Origin of the sequence: Alcaligenes sp. CHO6, from assembly GCF_037120595.1 — a bacterium.
GTDB classification, from domain to species: Bacteria; Pseudomonadota; Gammaproteobacteria; order Burkholderiales; family Burkholderiaceae_B; genus Alcaligenes; species Alcaligenes ammonioxydans.
This window is the reverse complement of record NZ_JBANCI010000002.1, coordinates 808,570-826,989: the sequence shown is the minus strand read 5'-3', so window position 1 is coordinate 826,989 and position 18,420 is coordinate 808,570. Positions and strand designations below refer to the sequence as shown.

18 protein-coding genes are annotated in these 18,420 nt (G+C 59.4%); 8 read left to right on the top strand and 10 right to left on the bottom strand.

Translation table 11 applies throughout. From position 1 onward, the window contains the following. Window positions 1–14: 14 nt before the first annotated feature. Window positions 15–1,925 (top strand): StlD/DarB family beta-ketosynthase, encoded by a 1,911-nt coding sequence (locus tag V6936_RS11800; protein ID WP_059318483.1) that lies wholly within the window; start codon window positions 15–17, stop codon window positions 1,923–1,925. Window positions 1,926–1,928: 3 nt separating this feature from the next. Further along, window positions 1,929–2,861, top strand: a complete 933-nt coding sequence (locus V6936_RS11795) for a DUF6999 family protein (protein WP_003804382.1) — start codon at window positions 1,929–1,931, stop codon at window positions 2,859–2,861. A gap of 123 nt (window positions 2,862–2,984) precedes the next feature. Here the strand turns inward: V6936_RS11795 and V6936_RS11790 are convergent, their stop codons facing one another. The 10 genes from V6936_RS11790 to V6936_RS11745 all read right to left on the bottom strand — a co-directional run bounded on the left by V6936_RS11790 (window position 2,985) and on the right by V6936_RS11745 (window position 12,966). Next, the gene (locus V6936_RS11790; protein WP_003804381.1) at window positions 2,985–3,827 is read right to left on the bottom strand and encodes a branched-chain amino acid aminotransferase; all 843 of its coding nucleotides are present in this window, start codon (window positions 3,825–3,827) and stop codon (window positions 2,985–2,987) included. Window positions 3,828–3,957: 130 nt separating this feature from the next. Beyond that, on the bottom strand, window positions 3,958–4,728 hold the full coding sequence (locus V6936_RS11785; protein ID WP_003804379.1) for a fumarylacetoacetate hydrolase family protein: 771 nt from the start codon (window positions 4,726–4,728) through the stop codon (window positions 3,958–3,960). Window positions 4,729–4,734: 6 nt separating this feature from the next. Beyond that, the gene (locus V6936_RS11780; protein ID WP_003804376.1) at window positions 4,735–5,400 is read right to left on the bottom strand and encodes an aspartate/glutamate racemase family protein; all 666 of its coding nucleotides are present in this window, start codon (window positions 5,398–5,400) and stop codon (window positions 4,735–4,737) included. 7 nt (window positions 5,401–5,407) lie between these two features. Beyond that, window positions 5,408–6,046 (bottom strand): flavin reductase family protein, encoded by a 639-nt coding sequence (locus V6936_RS11775; RefSeq protein WP_131071206.1) that lies wholly within the window; start codon window positions 6,044–6,046, stop codon window positions 5,408–5,410. A 1-nt stretch (window position 6,047) separates the two neighbouring features. After that, the gene (locus tag V6936_RS11770; RefSeq protein ID WP_003804372.1) at window positions 6,048–7,310 is read right to left on the bottom strand and encodes a Zn-dependent hydrolase; all 1,263 of its coding nucleotides are present in this window, start codon (window positions 7,308–7,310) and stop codon (window positions 6,048–6,050) included. Continuing rightward, window positions 7,307–8,674, bottom strand: a complete 1,368-nt coding sequence (locus V6936_RS11765; protein WP_059318485.1) for a dihydroorotase — start codon at window positions 8,672–8,674, stop codon at window positions 7,307–7,309. Before V6936_RS11765 ends, V6936_RS11770 begins: the two co-directional genes overlap by 4 nt. A gap of 122 nt (window positions 8,675–8,796) precedes the next feature. Beyond that, window positions 8,797–10,305: an amidohydrolase family protein gene (locus tag V6936_RS11760; protein WP_240208881.1), complete on the bottom strand. Its 1,509-nt coding sequence runs from the start codon at window positions 10,303–10,305 to the stop codon at window positions 8,797–8,799. Between the two features lie 2 nt (window positions 10,306–10,307). After that, on the bottom strand, window positions 10,308–11,126 hold the full coding sequence (locus V6936_RS11755; protein WP_003804367.1) for an ABC transporter permease: 819 nt from the start codon (window positions 11,124–11,126) through the stop codon (window positions 10,308–10,310). Then, a complete protein-coding gene (locus tag V6936_RS11750) occupies window positions 11,126–11,887 on the bottom strand; it encodes an ABC transporter ATP-binding protein (RefSeq protein ID WP_003804366.1) in 762 nt (253 codons plus the stop codon). Before V6936_RS11750 ends, V6936_RS11755 begins: the two co-directional genes overlap by 1 nt. Window positions 11,888–11,952: 65 nt before the next feature. Further along, window positions 11,953–12,966 carry an ABC transporter substrate-binding protein gene (locus tag V6936_RS11745; protein ID WP_003804365.1) on the bottom strand — a complete coding sequence of 338 codons (1,014 nt, stop codon included), beginning with the start codon at window positions 12,964–12,966 and terminating at the stop codon, window positions 11,953–11,955. A 150-nt stretch (window positions 12,967–13,116) separates the two neighbouring features. Between V6936_RS11745 and V6936_RS11740 the strand changes: the two genes are divergently transcribed. From V6936_RS11740 to V6936_RS11715, 6 genes are all read left to right on the top strand, one after another. Continuing rightward, entirely contained in the window at window positions 13,117–14,025 is a 909-nt protein-coding gene (locus V6936_RS11740; RefSeq protein ID WP_003804363.1) for a LysR substrate-binding domain-containing protein, read from the top strand. A 260-nt stretch (window positions 14,026–14,285) separates the two neighbouring features. Then, window positions 14,286–15,275: a substrate-binding periplasmic protein gene (locus tag V6936_RS11735; protein WP_003804362.1), complete on the top strand. Its 990-nt coding sequence runs from the start codon at window positions 14,286–14,288 to the stop codon at window positions 15,273–15,275. Window positions 15,276–15,360: 85 nt separating this feature from the next. Continuing rightward, window positions 15,361–16,092 carry an amino acid ABC transporter ATP-binding protein gene (locus tag V6936_RS11730; RefSeq protein WP_003804360.1) on the top strand — a complete coding sequence of 244 codons (732 nt, stop codon included), beginning with the start codon at window positions 15,361–15,363 and terminating at the stop codon, window positions 16,090–16,092. 8 nt (window positions 16,093–16,100) lie between these two features. Next, a complete protein-coding gene (locus V6936_RS11725) occupies window positions 16,101–16,772 on the top strand; it encodes an amino acid ABC transporter permease (protein ID WP_003804358.1) in 672 nt (223 codons plus the stop codon). 12 nt (window positions 16,773–16,784) lie between these two features. Continuing rightward, a complete protein-coding gene (locus tag V6936_RS11720) occupies window positions 16,785–17,453 on the top strand; it encodes an amino acid ABC transporter permease (RefSeq protein ID WP_003804356.1) in 669 nt (222 codons plus the stop codon). Between the two features lie 14 nt (window positions 17,454–17,467). After that, entirely contained in the window at window positions 17,468–18,373 is a 906-nt protein-coding gene (locus V6936_RS11715; RefSeq protein ID WP_336579923.1) for a dihydrodipicolinate synthase family protein, read from the top strand. Window positions 18,374–18,420 lie beyond the last annotated feature (47 nt).

The following is an 18,420-nucleotide window of genomic DNA, read 5'->3' as shown; positions in this document are numbered from 1 at the left end:
TCAGGAGTAGTGTTATGCCCGTGGCCTTTGATCAGGTCGTGATTCATCAGGCTCAGTGGTTTATGCCCGGCGAGCCGGTCGACAACGCCGCAATGGACAAGTTTATCGCCCCGCTGAACCGTATTTCAGGGCGCATCAAGCAGCGCATTCTGGCCGAAAACGGTATTGCGCAGCGCTATTACGCCATTGGGGAGGATGGAAGTACGCGCTGGAGCAATGCCACCATGGCCGCTAATGCCGTGCGGGCCTGCCTGGAGCAGGCAGGTTTGACCATGGCGGATGTGGGCCTGCTGGCCAGCGGGTCCTCGGGCGGGGACTTGCTGATGCCCGGTTTTGCCAATGCCATTCAGGGAGAGCTGGCGGCCCCGCCCCTGGAAGTGCATTCCGTTCACGGGATCTGTGCCGCGGGTGTCACGGCGCTGCAGGCTGTTGCCCAAGGGATTGAGCTGGGCACACACCGTCACGGTGTGGCAGTAGCCAGTGAAATGCCCTCGCGCTTGTTCCGCCGTTCGCGCTTTGCGTCACAAGATTATCAGGCAGATTTTGACTCCCATTTTTTGCGCTGGATGTTATCCGATGGCGCGGGAGCTGCGTTACTCAGCCACCAGGATCAGATTCTGCCTACCACGCAGGCCGGTGTGCGTTTGCGTTTGCGCTGGATTCATCAAAAATCCTTTTCCGGCGATTATCCCGTATGCATGCAGCTGGGCGCGGCGCGTGATTCGACGCGCAGCCATCTGGATTACGATTCCTGGTCTCAGGCGGAGCAGGATGGCGCCTTGTCCTTGCGTCAGGATATCCGTTTGCTGCCTCATTTGTTCGATATCGGAATTCACGAATACGTAAAACTGGTGCGAGACGGTTGGGTTGACCCTGAGCGCATCAGCCATTTCCTGTGCCATTACTCGTCCGAGAAGTTCCTGCCCGTGGTGGCGGACTTGCTGGAGCAGGCAGGCCTGGGTATTCCTGCCGAGCGCTGGTACAGCAATTTGCGCTGGCGCGGTAATACGGGCGCAGCCTCGATTCTGATCATGCTGGCCGAGTTCATGCGCGATCGGACCTTGACGCCCGGCGAACAAATCCTGTGCTACGTGCCCGAGTCGGGTCGCTTCATGACGGCCTACATGCTACTGGAAGTGGAGGCCTGCAATGCACCGGCCCCCGCCGTGTCCTACCCGTCTGCCAAGCAGGCGGCGGTGGCGTCCTGCGATCTGGTGGACATCGCTCCCCCGCACGACCCTGCCACGGCCCCACAAGGTTTGCGCGACTTGTTGACGCAATTGGCCCCTATCTGGCATGACTATCGTTCGCAAGTGTGGCGTACGCCTTTGCTGCGCAGCCTGCACGACGGCTCTATCCGGATGCAGGATTATCAGAAATGGATGGCCGACTGGATTCCCCAAGTACGGGAAGGGGCTAAATGGATGCGTGAAGCCTGCGACTCCTTATCACCCGCCTACGCGCCCTTGGCAGAGCTGATTCGCCTGCATGCTGGCGAAGAGCAGGATGATTTCAACATTCTGTTCGAGGACTACCGGCACGCAGGCGGTACCGCTACCGAGATAGAGCAATTGACGCGTAATCCAGGCGGTCAGGCGCTGAATTCCTATTTGCATGCTCTGGCGGCCAGCCAGGACCCGATTGGCTTGCTGGGCGCGATCTACATTATTGAAGGTACCGGTCAGCGCATTGTGCCGGCCCTGCTGCCCTTGCTCAAATCCGCGTTGTCGCTGGAGCCGGATATGTACCGCTTCCTGCACTATCACGGCATGAATGACGAGCATCATCTGGCCCGATGGCTGGTGGCGGTGGAATTGGCCCTGGACTGCGATGAAACAGGCCGTGCCGAGCAGATTATTATTGACACCGCGCGTCGTACCGCCGCCTTGTATCTGATGCAGTTCCAATACGCGAAAGAGTATTAAGACATGGACCCCATCCCGGATTTTTTAAGCAAACCGCATGACCCGCAGGACCCCAATCCCTGGCGGGCCCTGTATCTGGATCGCAGCACCCCCTTGCCAGACGAGGTCAAGCAGGCCTGGCTGACTGATTCCAGCTCGTCCTCGCGCCAGTATTTGTTGCCGTTTTTGCGGCCCCTGGCCCGTTTGACGATTGTGCTGATTCAGGTCGTTAAAACCTTTTTGCCGCGCAAATGGTCGCACTCGGGCCTGCTGCACCGCATTTTGGTGTGGGGCCTCAAGCGTTTTGTTTCGCCTCAGGCAAACTGGCTGATCTTGCGACACTTTCACCTGGGCTCACAGGTGCTGGCTTTTATTGCCGCCAACTCGCCCACCTCGGTGCCGACCACGCCGCTCACGCCCATGAATCTGGACGAATTGCGGGATCACACCTTTGTGAAGCACGATTTGAACCTGTTCAATTTCGTCATCCGTCTCAATCAGGCTTTGCGGGACAATCATCAGGAAATTGGCCCGCCGGAGCGGGTGGATTTTTCCATGATTCAGCCCGTTCCCCTGGCCTTGGAAGATATGCCCCAAGGCCCCTTGAACAAGGTGGACCTGCAAAGTGCCATCGAACTGTTCACGCCCTTGTACCAGTTGCTGCTGACCGATAACGACTTCTGGCGCGCGGCCAACTCCCTGCAGCTGGATGAGACTATTGGCATCTACGCGGCCAAGATCCTGCAGGCTCCTGAGCACCTGATTCTGGTGAACAATGGCCACCCTCTGGTGCCCATGTCGACCTTGCGAGCTGGTTACCGCCTGGTGCTGCACGGTCTGTCCACCGAGATGCTGCATAGCTTGCTCCATCAGATGAAGCAGGCGCAGGCGCTGCAGGAAAGTGCCCCGGCCGCCAATGAGCCACTGGACCCATGCACGGTTGATTCGCAGGCTTGATTACGAAACGGCTCATGATTGAGCCGTTTTTCCAGGGGCAGAGCCTGTCCCGGACACCCAGTTGTTCAGGCTCAAGACTCATCCGCCCCCGGTGTTCGTGGGGGCGGCGAGTCTGTTCGCCCCTTAATTGCGTTCGGTATACGCCATGTACAGCTCGTGAGCACGGGTTTCAACCGGGCCGCGAGCATAGTGGCGGTCGTCAATGCGATTGCAGTGCAGGACCTTGCCGTAATTGCCAGTGCTGAATACTTCATCTGCTTCCAACACGTCTTGTGGCGTCAGGCTGGCTTCCCGCACCTCCATGCCGTCATCTCGCAGCAGCTGCAGGACACGTCGGCGGGTAATGCCGTTCAGGAATGTGCCGTTCAGTTCGGGCGTCAGCACGATGCCGTCACGCACAATCCACAAATTGGCGACGGCAAACTCGGCCACTTTACCCTTGGAGTCCAGCACGATGGCGTTGTCAAAACCGCGTGCGCTGGCATCGCGCAAGATACGCTGGGTATTGGGGTACAGGCAGGACGCCTTGGCATCGGTGGGAGCCATGGAGGGATCGGGGCGCAGGAATTCGCTGAATGTGGCGCTAAAGCCGCTGTCGTCCGGCATGGGAGATTCAAAAATATGAATGGCCAGTTGGCTCGTTGACGGATCAGGCTGGATAAAACCGCCGGGTGCGAAATACAGCAGCTTGATGTAGTAATCCGTCGTGTGGGACAGTTTTTTCAGGCCCTCGTGTACCAGGTCGACGGTCTGTTGGGGGGTCATCACCGGTTCCATGCCCAGGGTGATGGCCGAACGGTTCAGGCGCTCACAGTGCAGGTCCAGATCCGGCGTATGGCCCTGAATGGAGCGGGCACCGTCAAACACCGTCGTGGCCATCCAGAAAGCGTGGTCAGTAGCGCCAATCAAGGGGGCGCTGGTGTCGCTCCATTGACCATTGGACCAGGTGATTTCGTTTTTGCTCATGGGCCTTTCTCCGAATGTTGGGGTGGCGGGGCGGCAATGGATCGCGCCCGTGTACTTTTTGCAGTACACATCATAGAGAGTAAAAGCCCACTTGCGGTGCTATCCGATAGGCAGGCCGCTTCCGCTGGTGTCAGGCACAGATAAAGTCCAGTTCGCCTAGCCCTTGAATGGCCGCCTGAATCCGGTCTCCGGCAGTGGCATACAGCATGGGCAGGCAAGAGCCGGTGATGATGACTTGCCCCTTTTGCAATCCACCGCCATGATGGCTGCCTTGATTTGCCAGCCAGATCAGCAGCCGCGTCAACTCGCCAGCGGGGTTTTGAGTTGGGCCTTGTAGGGGTGTTTGCTGTCCGACCTGCAAGCGCGCCCACTGCGGCTGGAGTAGTGTCCTGTCCTGTGCCGCCTTGCCTTGGACTTGATAGACCAGCGCACCATGACTGGCCAGATCTGCCAAGGTGGATAGGCGGCCTACCGTATCGCGTTGCGCAAAGCGGGACTCTACGATTTCGACCGCCACGCAGACTTGGCTGACCGCCTCCCAGATCTGCTCCAGCGAGTAAGGGGCGTGACTGGGTGGCAGATCCTGTCCCAGGATCAGGCCAATCTCCACTTCCATGCCTCGCAAGTCCAGATCCGTGCCGACGGGCTCTGTTGGGTTGGCATGGCGAAAGCGCAGGGGTAGGGGCGCGCAGGTAGGGGGGGCCACTGCGGTGGCTGCACCTACTTTCCAGCCGCCGATAGGACCCAACACCTCCATTTGCAGTGCCTGGACAAGGTAGGCCTGCTCAAAAGACACCGGGCGTAGCGCTTCGGGCCAGTCCTGGATGGGGCGGTGTTCGTGGCGAGCCTGGAGCAGACGCCGTGCGCTTGCCAGACCGCTCGATTCTGGAGGGGCGTTCATCGACACTTACCAGCCTAGCAAGCAACGACCCAGGGCAACGGCCACGGTAGCCTGCGTGGGTTCCACGACGGCAATCCCCAAGGCTTGCTCCAGCGCCTCTCGTTGACTGGCCATGCCCGCGCAGCCGAGTACCACCACATCAGCACCGTGCTCGTCACGCAAACGCCGGCCGACTTCTGTCAGGCCTTGCAGGGTTCTTTTCTCGTCGGCCAGTTCTGACACGCTCATATTGATGGCCAGATCGGCAGCGAGGCGGTCGGTGACGCCCATGGCCCCAAAGTAGCGCAGGTGACGCGGGATGGAGGCCTGCAATATGGAGAGCACGCCAAAGCGTTGGCCCAGCGTCAAGGCGGTCAGCACGCCGGTTTCGGCAATGCCCAATACAGGCACATCCACCGCTTCGCGCAAAGTGTACAGGCCGGGGTCGCTAAAGCAGGCCACCACATAGGCGGCGGCGTCTTCTTGGACGCTCAGGGCCTGGGCGCGCAGGTGAGGAATCAGGGTGTCAATATCGGTTTGGCTTTGTACACCCGCCGGGCCTTGGGGCAAGCGCAGGCAGGAGATGGCCGGGCCATCGGCCAGACGCAGGGGCTGGACGGCACGGTCCAGGCCATCCGTTACGATCTGGCTGGAATTGGGGTTCAGAACGTAGATATGAGGGCGACGATTCATGATGTTTTTAGGTTTGGGTGGGCGGCGGCCCGTTGTGATGGCTCAGTTTTTCTGATTGAAAGCGGCCTTGCAGGCCGACATACCAGTCCGAACCATGCAGGCGCCCGATCGGGTCGTAAGCGGCTATGTCAATGCGCCCGTCAGGCGTCAGGATGGCGTCGTCGCAGTGCAGATGCAGGATTTCGCCAATGACGATATGGCGTAGCGGGCCCAGGTCCAGTGCAGTGTGCAAGCGGCATTCAAACTGCACCGGGCATTGGGCGATGCGGGGCGGCTGCACTTGTGCACTGGGGGCCAGATTCAGGCCCGCTTGCAGGTGCTCGGCCTGTCCGGTCGGGTAGGCTATGCCGCAGATATTCATGGCGCGTGCCAATTTCGCGCTAATCAGGTTCACCACAAACTGTCCTGTTGCCAGGATGTTGCGGGTGGTGTCTTTCAGGCCATCGGCAGAGTGCGCGTCGTTTTCCAGGCCCAGCGCCAAGACGGCAGGCTCTGAGCCCATCACATTGAAAAAACTGAAAGGGGCCGTGTTCACGCGCCCTTGCGGGTCACAGGTGGTGACCAGGGCAATGGGGCGCGGCAACACGGTGTTGACCAACAAGCGGTAGCGTTCGCGTTCGCCAAGCTGATCGCAGGACCAGTCCATGTCAGTTCTCCAGGTGCTGGTCCAACATGACAATGCTCTGATACAGCACGCGTGTACCGTCCAGCAACTGCTCGGAAGTAATCGATTCTTCGGGGCAATGGCTGCGACCATTCAGGCAGGGAATGAAAATCATGCCGATAGGGCCGCTGGGGGCCATGTAGACCGCATCGTGACCGGCTCCGCTGGGCATCACCATGCTCGGGTAACCCAACGCACTGGCGGCCTGCTCGATGATGCTCATCACATCGGGCGTGCAGTCCGTGGGCTTGGCCAGGCTGACTTGCGCCGCGTCCAGACCCAGGCCCATGGCCTCGATGTCCGGGCGCAACTGGGCCAGCAACTCCTCGGTGAAGTTCTGCATCAGCTCCTGGCGGTCGCTGCGTACTTCCACCATCATCTCCACACGGCCGGGTACGGCATTGGAGGCGTTGGGCGTCAGGTTCAGGTTGCCAATGGTGGCGACCAGATAGTCTGGCCCTCCCAGCGCACGGCGGGCCTTGCGGTCCACTTCACCGATGATCAGGCTGGCACCGACCAGGGCATCACGACGTATGTCCATGGGGGTGGTGCCGGCATGGTCAGGGCGACCGGTAATGATGATGCGATGGCGGCAAATGCCCACGATATTGCTAACCACGCCAATGGGCAGATTGCGCGACTCCAGCACGGGCCCTTGTTCGATATGCAGCTCGACAAAGGCGGCAGTATCGCCAGGGGCACGACGGGCCTGGGCCAGTTCCTGGGGGCGGCCGCCGATGCGGGCAATGCCTTGCGCCAGTGTTTCGCCCTGTGGATTGCGTTCGGCCAGCATGGCTTCGGACAGGACACCGCCCATGGCACGGCTGCCTACGCAGGACACGCCATAGTCGCTAGGTTCCTCAGACAGAAAATCCACCACTTCAAAAGGATGGTCCAGCTCGATGTCCTGCTCGTTCAGGCAACGGGCGACTTCCAGCCCGGCCAGCACGCCGATAATGCCGTCGTAGCGTCCGCCATACATCACGGTGTCGCAGTGTGAGCCGGTTGTAATCGGCGCCAGCCCAGGCTTGCGCCCTTCACGGCGACCGATCAGATTGCCGGCGGCGTCCATGCGTACGCTCAAGCCTGCTTGCTCGAACTGTTCCCGCAGCCACTGACGTGATTGCAGAAACAGATCGGAGAAGGCGCGGCGGGTCCAGGGCTGGTCGGGCAATGTGAACCTTGCCAGCTCCTGGGTGCTGCGCCACAGGCGCTCCTGATTCAACAAGGGCATGGCCAGACTCATGACAATTCGCCTGCTTTGTGCGGACGGATGAACTGACCGTCGCCCGCGGCATTGCGTATGGTCTTGCCGTCCCAGGCCAGTTGTCCTCGCACATAGGTGGCTTCCACACGTACCTGAAACTCGCGGTCCTCAAAAGAACTCCAGGTCACGGCGGACAGGCTGGTGGACGGGTCAAAGCGGTAGGTGTCGGGTTTGACGATCACGATGTCGGCATCTGCACCTACATTCAGCGAGCCCTTGCGGTGTTCCAGCAGGAAGTGTTGGGCCGGGCCCCAGCACAATTGCTTGACGACCATGGTGGGGGAAATGCCGTGCTCGGCGCAGCCGGTCCAGAAGGCGGGCAGCAGCGTTTCCAGACCAGGACCACCGGAGGAGTTCTGAAACACGTTTTCAAACTGTTTGCGCTCCAGGCCCCAGCTTACGTGGTCGGAGGACACGAAGGTACATTCGTCGTTGGCGATGTGGGTCCAGAGCAGATCCATTTCCGCTTTGGGACGAATGGGTGGGTAGTGTTTGGTCTTGGCACCAAAGCGGCGGGTATGCTCCTCGTGGTTCAGCATCAGGTACTGCACGCAGGTTTCGATCGAGGCTTTGTGGCCGGCCCGGCGATACATATTGCAGATCTCAAAGCCACGCGACAGGGAGACGTGTACGGCGTGGGCACGGGCGCCGGTCTGGGCCCCGATTTCATAAATGGCGCTGGTGGCCAGGTTTTCGATCAGGGGGGTATGGGCGCGCAAGAACGCGTCCCAGCCTGTATCACCCGCTTCAACCATGCGCTTGATGTTCTTGCGGGTCAGCTCCTGGTCCTGGTTATGCACACCGCAAGCCAGACCGGAGGGGGCGATCAGGCGAAAGGCCTCCATCAGAATGTCTTCTTCCACGCGCGGGAAGCGGTTGGGGCTGGCTTCAAAGGTTGAGAATTTGAAACCGCAGACACCGCCTTCAATCAGGCCGGCGGCCGCTTCCAGACCGTGCTGGTCATTCAGGGTGCCGTAGCAGGCCACGTCCACATGGCAATCGCTTTCAATGCGGGCAATCTTGTCTTCCAGCTGCGGGCGGGAGGCCACGGGTTCGGGGTCGTCATAAGGCATTTCCACCATGGTGGTGACGCCACCGGCTGCCGCCGCCCGTGAGGCCCAGCCCAGCCCTTCCTGATTGGCCTGGCTGCCGGAGTGCACCTGACCGTCCAGCACGCCGGGCATGACCCACATGCCACGCGCATCCACATGTTCACGGGCTGAAGGAGCCGCGCCAATACCGCGTGCGGCCACCCGGCCCTCACGCACGGCGACCCAGCCGTCCGTGATGATGCGGTCGCGCTCAACAATATTTCCTCGTACTACCAGATCAAAATCGCTCATTGTCTTCCTCCTTGAAGGGCTCGGACCCGCCTAGCTCGCGTGTCCGCAATCGTGTTCGTTTCCATGATTGAAGCAAATCCATTCATGAATGTCGTATGCCTATTTATCTGTAAAACATAACGTCATGTTAAGTCTTGGCTGGGGTGTGCCCAGCGCTGCACGTGATAGCGGTCATGGCCCAGGCACAGGCAGAAAGAACCTACGGCCTTGGCCAGTTTTTCCGTGATGTGGCGCTTGTCGTAGGTATTGCGTGTGATGCGTTCCTGGGCCTGCTCCACTTGCTGTCGCAGGCGCGGCATATTCACTTGTGTTAACTGTCGGTCGCGCACGGCAAACCGGCCGTCGACCATTACGTGGCGCAGGGCCAGACCGTCTTCCAGATGCACGAGCTGATTGACCGTGTTGTTATGCGGAATCCAGTTGATATGGGCCAGATCCAGAAACACGATATCGGCCTTGCGACCCGGCTCCAGACGTCCCAGTTGCTCGCCCATGCCCAGGCAGCGGGCGCTGCCTTCGGTGGCCGCGTACAGCGCTTGTTCGGTGGTAATCCAGCGTTCGGTATTGGGGCCACGCACCTTGGATGAGAAGGAGGCCAGGCGCATGGCTTCGTACATGTTCTGGTTATCGCCACTGTTTGAGCCGTCCGTGCCCAGACCCACGGTAATACCGCGCTCCAGCATGGCATTCACATCGGCAATCCCATTGCCCAGACGCATATTGCTGCCGGGGTTGTGGGCCACCATGGCTCCGCGCACCGCCAGAATGTCCAGGTCGCGCTCGTCCAGCCAGATGGCGTGCGCCAGGGTGAAACGGGGCGAGATCAGGCCCAGCTTGTCCAGGTGTTGAACAATGGTGCTGCCATAACGTTTCATGCCGGTCAGGGCTTGCACATAGGACTCGCCAACGTGGCTGTGCAGGCCGATATCGCGCTCCGCGCTGATTTCACCACAGCTTTGCAGGAACTCGTCCGAACACAACATGGGAATGGTCGGGGCCAGGGCCACGCGAATGCGGTCGGCGTTGCGCTGCTGGTCCAGAAAGTCCGTCAGCCCCGATAGCGTGGCCCGGAATGATTGCGGTGTCAGTTGGGCCACAAACTTCTGCAAGTCCTGGGGCAGGGCTTCGATCAGGCCGGGCACGGACTGGTAAAAGGACAGGTCGGCCATCATGGGCGCGACCGTGGCCCGCATGCCGGCATCCACATAGGCCTGGGCCACGGCATTCATGCCTTCGGCAGTGGGTACAGGCACCTCGGAGTACAGGTCGTAGCTGGCGGTACAGCCCTTGAGCAGCATTTCGGCCGCATTGAGCTGCGTGCTCAGGTATTTGTCTTCCAGATGGCGGTCGCCATTGATCCAGGGGCCAGCCGTCAATAACAGTTCCAGTGACCAGCGATCTCCCATGGCCTTGGCATAGGTGCCATGGCCGTGAGTGTGGGCGTTGATCAAGCCGGGATGCAGCAATTGGTCGTCCGCTTGTACCACCGTGGCATCGACGGGGACGGGCAAGCCGGGCGGGCCCATGGCTTCGATCTCGCCATTCTTGATCAGGATGTCCAAAGGCTCGGCCTTGGCCTGGGCGTGGGACAGCACCAGGCCACCACGGATGACGGTATAAGGGGAGGTCATGATCAGCTCCGATTGTCTTTGATCGCCCACGGGAACAGGATGCGTTCGGCGGCGGAAATCACCTGGAAGAACACAATGCCCAGGACCGACAGGATGGCCATGGCACCGAAGGCAACCGGCGTCTTGAAAAAGGCGGTGGAGGTCGTGATCAGGTAACCCAGACCTTGGTCGGCCGCCACAAACTCGCCCACCACGGCGCCCACCACGGACAAGGTAATGGCCACTTTCAGGCCCGAGAAAATAAAGGGCACGGCAAAGGGCAGGCGAATGCGGAAAAACTCCTGCAGGCGGGTGGCGCGGCACGCACGCACCAGCTCAATCAGCTCGGGTGGCGCTGCGAGCAGGCCTGCCGTCATGGAGATCACCAGCGGGAAGAAGGCGACCAGAAACGTCACCACCACACGGGGTAACTCGGTGGGGCCGAAGATAATGACCAGGATCGGAGCCAGAGCCACCTTGGGGATGGATTGGGTCAGGATCAATAAGGGATAGATGGCCTGCTCAAAAAAACGTGAATAGGTAATCAGCACGGCCAGCGGGAAGCTCACCGCAATGGACAGCAAAAAGCCCAGCATGATGGTGCGCGTCGAGACCAGCGTATGCATCAGCATGGCTTCTTTCATCTGCATGGAGTCGGCCCAGATGCGCGAGGGGGCGGGCACCAGGTATTCAGGGATGTCAAACAGGCGGCTGGCCAGCTCCCACAAAATGACCACGGCAATCAGGGTGATGGCCGGGACGGTAATTTCATTGAAATCGCGCAGGCGCAGCCGTCGTTTATAGACGGGCGTGACGCCCAGGGTTTGAGCTTGCTCACTCATCACGCCACCTCGTGTTGGAAAATAAGTTCACGCACGGCAGCGGCACAGCGCGTAAATTCCGGTGTGCCCACTAGGGAAAAGTCACGTTCACGCGGCAGGCTCACGTCCAGAATCTCGGTAATCTGGCCGGGGCGTGGCGACATGACCACGATGCGATGCCCCAGCATGACGGCCTCGGAAATCGAGTGCGTCACAAACACGATGGTTTTGGGGTCTTCGTACCAAAGGCGCAGCAACTCCAGCGTCATGGTCTCGCGGGTCAGCGCGTCCAGAGCGCCAAAAGGTTCGTCCATCAGCACCACTTTCGGGTTGTGAACCAGTGCGCGGCAAATGGCGACGCGTTGCTGCATGCCACCAGACAACTGTTTGGGATGATGGTGCAGGAAATTGCCCAGACCTGCGGTGGTCAACAGGCGCGTGGCGCGGCTGCGGGCCTGATCGTCCAGGCAACCCATGATGCTGGACGGCAAGAGGGTGTTGTCCAGAATATTGGCCCAGGGCACCAGGGTCGGGGCCTGGAACACAATGCCGGTGTCCTGGCGGGGGTGGGCAACGATTTCATCATCAATACTGACGGTGCCGCTTGAGGGCATCAGCAAGCCGGCAATCAGGCGCAGCAGGGTGGATTTCCCGCAGCCCGACGCGCCGACGATGGCAATGATTTCGTTGTCCTGGATGTCCAGATTGATGTGTTTCAGTGCCTGAGTCTCGCGCTCGGTATGACGACCGTAGATCAGGTTCACGTCTTGAATGCGTATCACAATGCGCTCCTAGGGCGCGCGCCGGCCCGCCGGGGCCAGCCAGCGCTCGCGAAAATCAGCGTGGCTCAGGGCTTGGCCGTGCCGTTGGCCTTGACGATGAACTGGGTGTCGTAGGCTTGGTGATAGTCCCAGGCAGGGTCCAGGCTTTGTGCCTCCGCCACCGCTTCATAGGTGTTTTTCATGCGACCCTCTTCCAGGCTGCCGACACCGTGCTCCTTGCTGAAATCGGTGTAGATGTAGCCCAGCACGGCGTTCAGATTGCCCATGCAGTCATCCCGGTCAATTTCAGGATTGGCTTTGACGTGGGCCTGACAAGCCGTGTCCGGGTCCTTGCGGGCGGCGTCCCAGGCCTCGATGGTGGCGTTCAGAAAGTTCTGCACCATCTGTGGGCGTTCGGCCAGCGTCTTGTCAGTGGTGAAAACGGACAGGGCGTAGATGTTGAAACCCTGGTCGCTAAAGGGCAGCACCACGATCTCCTTGCCAAAACGCTTGGCCTGTTTGTTCTGGTAGTAGTAGTTGGTGGCCAGGAAAGGGGCGGCGTCCACTTTGCCGTTAATCAGCAGTGGCGCCATGGAAGAACCGTCGACGGTGACCCACTGAATCTTGTCGGGATCGGTATTGGCTTTGCGCGCCACCATGGGGAAGTACAGCTTGTGGCTGTTGCCGGGCGAGACGGCAATTTTTTTGCCCTCCAGGCCGGAGAAGTTGGTGATGCCCGAGTCCTTGAGCACAAACAGGGAATGGGCCGAGTGCGAGAAGGTGGACGCAATGGCCTTGATGGGAGTCTGGCTGTTCTGGCGCGAGGTCAGAATGGCGGAAATGTCGGCCAGACCAATATCGGCGGCACCACCGGCTACCTTCAGCACGGTGTCGCCCGAACCTGTGCCGCGGGTGATCTTCAGGTCTATGCCGTGTTTCTCGTAAATCCCGTTGGCAATGCCCGAGTAATACGGGGCATAGTCGCCGGTGGGAATGAAGTCCAGCATCAGATGAACGTTGTCAGCGGCGTGGGCGGTGGGCGCAGCAGCGGCCAGTCCCACGCCCAGCACCGCCAGGGTGCGAGCAAGCAGGGTTTGCATGGTTTTGTCTCCGTGTCGTAGTAATGAGGCCGCTCTGTAAGCCCGGTGCGATCAAGGCGCGCCGGGATGGCAGCTTGAAAAAATTGAAACATAGGCCACTTAAAATGTCTTATGCTTATTTGTGCTCGAAACATAAGGCTACGTTAAGGGATGTTGCTCAATCTTCGTCAAATCGAGGTTTTTCGCGCCATCATGCTGACCGGCTCGATCAGCAAGGCAGCGCAACTGCTGAACGTGTCGCAGCCGGCCATCAGCCGCCTCCTGTCCTATACCGAATCACGCATTGGTCTGGTGCTGTTTGAGCGCATCAAAGGGCGGCTGTATCCCACGCCCGAAGCGCGTCGGCTCTATCAGGAAGTGGAGCAAGTCCATAACAGTGTGCAGCGGGTCAACGAGGTGGCGACCGACTTGATCGAAAAGCGTCATGGTAGCTTGCACATTGCCGTCAGTCCCAGTTTGGGACAGACCTTGATTCCCATGGCGGTGACGCGTTTTCGCCAGGCCTTTCCGGATGTGAAGGTCTATGTGCGTACCCTGATTTCCAGCGACCTGGTACAGGCTTTGGTCACGCAACAGGCCGAAGTGGGCGTGGCGATTGTGCCCCTGACCCATCCCAGCCTGCACGCCCAATCCATTTACGAAAACCATCTGGTGGCTGTGCTGCCAGCCAGCCATCCGCTGGCTGACAAGCAGGAGCTGGACGCCCGTGACCTGGAAGGTCTGGACCTGATTGGCTATGGCAATGACACCCCTTATGGCCAGATGGTGCAGCAGTTGTTCGGCAACCGTCCCGGCATACCGCAGCTGGCGGTAGAAGTGCGTCTGACTCATATTGCCTGTGCCATGGTGCAGGCCGGCGCGGGAATTGCGATTGTGGACGAACTGGCCGTGGCCGGTCGCGTCTGGCCGGATGTGGTGGTACGACCGATCAATCCGCGCACCACCATGCCCTTGCACATGCTGCATTCCAATGTGGTGCCGGTCTCGCAACTGGCACACGATTTCATGGAAATGGTGGTCTCGACGGCTTCCCGGGGCATGCGGGCGGGTTGGGCCTGAGTGGCTCGTTCATTACTCAAGCCCTAGTCCTGCACGGGGTCGCTGGCGCGTCGCCCCCTTTCTCATAGAGAAGTCTTGTTCCGGTTGCGCTATTGGCGCCTGCCGAACCTTGCCTGCAAACGCCATGTTATGCAGGCGGCAGCCTTATTGACTTAATGCAATGTTATGAAGAGTTAATAAAAAAGCATATGACATCAAGGTTTTGCCAACCCTAGAATGAACGCACTACAAACAGAAAATAATGGCAAGGAGACAACAATATGCAAGGTGTAAACACCATTGCCGCGTGGGTCGCGGCTATTTCTCGCACACGTACTCCCTCTCAAGGGGGACATGCCCGTTTGGGACGTGCCCGTTTGGGACATGTCCGCCTGGGACATGCCTGTCTGGGCAGGAAAGCGGGTGTGATGCTGGCGGCTGTCGCTGCAAGTCTGGCCTTGAGCCTGCCTGCACAGGCGGACAATCCCAATCAGGGCAAGAAGTTCAAAGTGGCCGCGGATGTGGGCCTGGTGCCGTTTTTCATGCGCGGCGCCGATGGCAAGCTGGATGGTTTTTCCAACGATCTGACCCAGGAAGTAGCCCAGCGCATGGGCTATGACGGTGCCGAGGTCATCGACACGCCGTTTTCCGCCATTTTTGCGGGCCTGTTTTCCAGTCGCTACGACATGGTGGCGGCGCCCACCAACACCACACGGGAACGGGCCGAGCAAATGCTGTTTGCCGAGCCGTATATGGCAGGCGGTCTGAGCTTTCTGGCTAAAAAAGGCGCAACGGTCAATACGCTGGATGATCTGAAAGGCAAGACGATTGCTGTCAATAATGGCAGTTTCTCGGATCGCTGGTTGCAGGATAACCAGGATAAATACGGCTACAAGATCCAGCGTTTCAACAAGAATACCGATGCGGTGCAGGCGGTGGCTATTGGCCGCGCGTTTGCCAATATGTCCGAAACGCCATTGGCCCGTTACATTGCCACGCAAACCCCTGCTCTGGCACCGGTGTACGACATGACGACCGAAGCCAACTATGCCTTTGCGTTTCGCAAGGACGATACGGCTTTGCGCAATCGTGTCGACGAAGTGCTGGAATGCATGAAGCAGGATGGATCGCTGTCCAAGCTGCACATGAAATGGTTTGGCACTGAACCCAATGCCGGCACCGCCATGACGGTGATCTTCCCCGGCTATGGCGTGCCTGATTATCCCGGCTACGAGCCCACCGGGCACACCCCCGACTGCTCCCGTCCTTAAGGCGCTTTTGCGCTGATTTTCCAGCTATACGGCCCTGCTGGGCCGGTTCCCGCCTGCCCGGATGGCAGGCGGTCAAGGAGCGACCATGAGTGAGATTGTCCGCATCCAGGGCTTGCGCAAATCCTTTGGGCAGGCCGAAATTCTTAAAGGCATAGACCTGAGCGTCAACACCGGCGAAGTTCTTGTGATGATTGGCGGGTCGGGCTCGGGAAAAAGTACCTGCCTGCGTTGCATCAACCGTCTGGAGACCCCCACCAGCGGCACGATTATGGTGGCAGGCAATGAAGTGACCTGCCCTCGCACCGATCTGAATCAGGTGCGCCAAAACATAGGCATGGTGTTTCAGGGCATCCATCTGTACCCGCATATGACGGCGCTGGGCAATGTGATGCTGGCGTTGCGCAAGGTGAAAAAAGTACCCAAGCCACAGGCCGAGGAACTGGCCCGTCATCACCTGGAGCAGGTCGGTCTGGCCCAGCGCATGGAGCACTATCCCAGCCAGTTGTCCGGCGGTCAGCAGCAACGTGTGGGCATTGCCCGTGCGCTGGCGCTGGAGCCCAAAGTCATGCTGTTTGATGAACCTACTTCGGGCCTGGACCCTGAACTGGTGGGGGAAGTGCTGAACGTGATGAAACGTACCCGTGATGCAGGCATGACCATGGTGATTGTGACCCACGAAATGCAGTTTGCCCGCGAGGTGGGGGACCGCATTGTATTCATGGACCAGGGTGTGATTCTGGATCAAGGCAGTCCCGAGGACATTTTGGGCCAGCCGCGTCACAAGCGCATTCAGGATTTTCTGAGCCGCATGCACTGAGGCCCGCCATGGAGCAGATTCTTTATTACTTCTTTAACTGGACGCTGATCAGCCCCTACCTGCCTGAGATATTGCAGGGCTTTTGGGTGACGCTGCAAATGGCCGTCATGACCGTGGTTCTGGGCACGGCCCTGGGTCTGGCACTGGCGGTGCTGCGCTGTTATGGCTGGCGTCCAGTCAATATCCTGATGACGCTGTATGTGGACGTATTCCGTGCGATTCCACAACTGGTCATTATTGTGTTGGTCTTTTTTGCTTTGCCGTCTGTGGGGATTGTGATCGATCCTATGCCAGCCACGGTGCTGGCCTTGAGTCTGGTGCTGTCCGCCTTTGCGGAAGAGATCTTTTGGTCCGGTATTGCAGCGGTGCCGACCGGGCAATGGGAAGCGGGGCGCTCGACAGGCATGGGTTTCAGCCAGACGCTGTTTGCCATCATCTTGCCGCAGGCCGTGCGGCTGGCGATTCCTCCACTGACCAATCGTGCCATCGGGATTACCAAAGGCACCACGCTGGGCTCGGTCATCGCTGTGCCTGAATTGCTTAACGTCTCCAGCAACATTCAGTCCACCATTGCCAACCCCACCGCCTTTACGGCCGGGGCCTTTTTGTTCTGCCTGATTTTCTTCCCCTTCGTGTATCTCACGCGGGTGCTGGAACGGCGCTATGCGATCAAATCGTAGGAGGGATGCGCGATGGAATTGATCGATACCTTCCTCAATCCGACGATTCTCGCCGCCAGCTGGCCCTTGTTGCTGCAGGGCTTGTGGCTGACCGTCAAGCTCTCGGTCATTATCGTGCCGCTGGCTGCCTTGCTGGGTCTGGTGATTGCCGCTGTGCACTATCAGCAGCATCGCTGGCTGAATCGGCTGATTTTGCTGTACGTGGACTTTTTCCGGGCCTTTCCGCCTTTGGTGCTGCTGATCTTCATTTATTACGGCTTGCCGTTCCTGGGCCTGCCTCTGAATGAGTTCTCTGCCACGGTGCTGGCCCTGGTTCTGAACAGTAGTGGCTATTTTGCGGAGATTTTCCGGGCGGGCCTGGAGTCGGTGTCACCGGGGCAAAATGAGGCGGCTCGCTCGACGGGACTGAATGCCCGCCAGGCCATGGCCTATGTGGTAGTGCCGCAAGGTGTGCGGAATGTGATCCCTGATCTGGCCAGCAATACGCTGGAAGCCATCAAACAGACCTCGATTGCCTCGGCCGTGGCCTTGCCCGAGCTGTTGCGCTCGGCCCAGATCATGCAGGGTGAGACCTACAGCCAGACACCGCTGGTCGCGGCCGCGCTGATTTACTTCATTCTTCTCTGGCCCTTGGTACGCATGATTTCGCGTATGCAAAAGCCGTTTGTCATTCCACGTTGAGCCTGAGTGTCATTATGAAAAATAAAGGTGTCTTTTCCATTTGCCCGACCCCTTTCAAACCGGGTGGCGAGCTGGATTTGCAAAGCCTGGTCAGTCTGGTGAATTTTCAGCTGGAGGCCGGTATACACGGACTGGCGATTCTGGGGGTGATGGGCGAGTTGCATAAGCTCAGCACGTTCGAGCGTCGGCGTGTTATTGAAACGGTGGTGGCCGGCGTGCGTGGCGCAGTGCCGGTCTGGGTGGGGGTGCGGGCCATGGGAACGGCAGCCGCGGTGGAGCAGGCTCGCAGTGCCGAGGACCTGGGAGCAGATGCCATCTTTGTCGCACCCCTGGCCGGGGCGGACGACGAGATGCAGGTGTCTTTTTATCGCCAGATCGTGCAGGCCATTCGTATTCCCGTCGTCATTCACGACTTTCCGGAATTGTTTGCAGCCCGTATCAGCCCGGCTTTGGCGGTGCGGCTGAAAGAGGAGGCGGGAGTATCCATTCTGAACTCCGAAGATCCCCCTGTCGGCCAGAAAATCACCGCCGTGCGGGGTTTGTCAGGGGATACCTTGCCCATTTTGAGTGGCTTGGGCGGCATGCATTTTCTGGAGGAATTGCAGCGGGGTGCCGATGGTGTCGTGACAGGTTTCTCCTTTCCGGAAATCCTGCTCAAAGTCTATGCGCTGTATCGGCAAGGCGAGCAGCAAGAGGCCGCGCGTGTGTTCGACCGTTATTGCTCGCTGATCCGTTACGAGTTTCAACCGCTAGTGGCACTGGCGCTGCGCAAATATTCCTACATGCGCCGTGGCATCATCGCCTGCGACGCCACCCGCGATCCAGCCACGGCGCTGGATCACCTCAGCCGTGACGAGTTCGAGGCTGTGGTACGCCGTGTGGGCCTGGACTTGTCCGTCATGGGTGTGCAAACCGTTTAAACCTTGCTGCACTTGTTGTCATTGCCGGATAAACATCGAGAATCCCC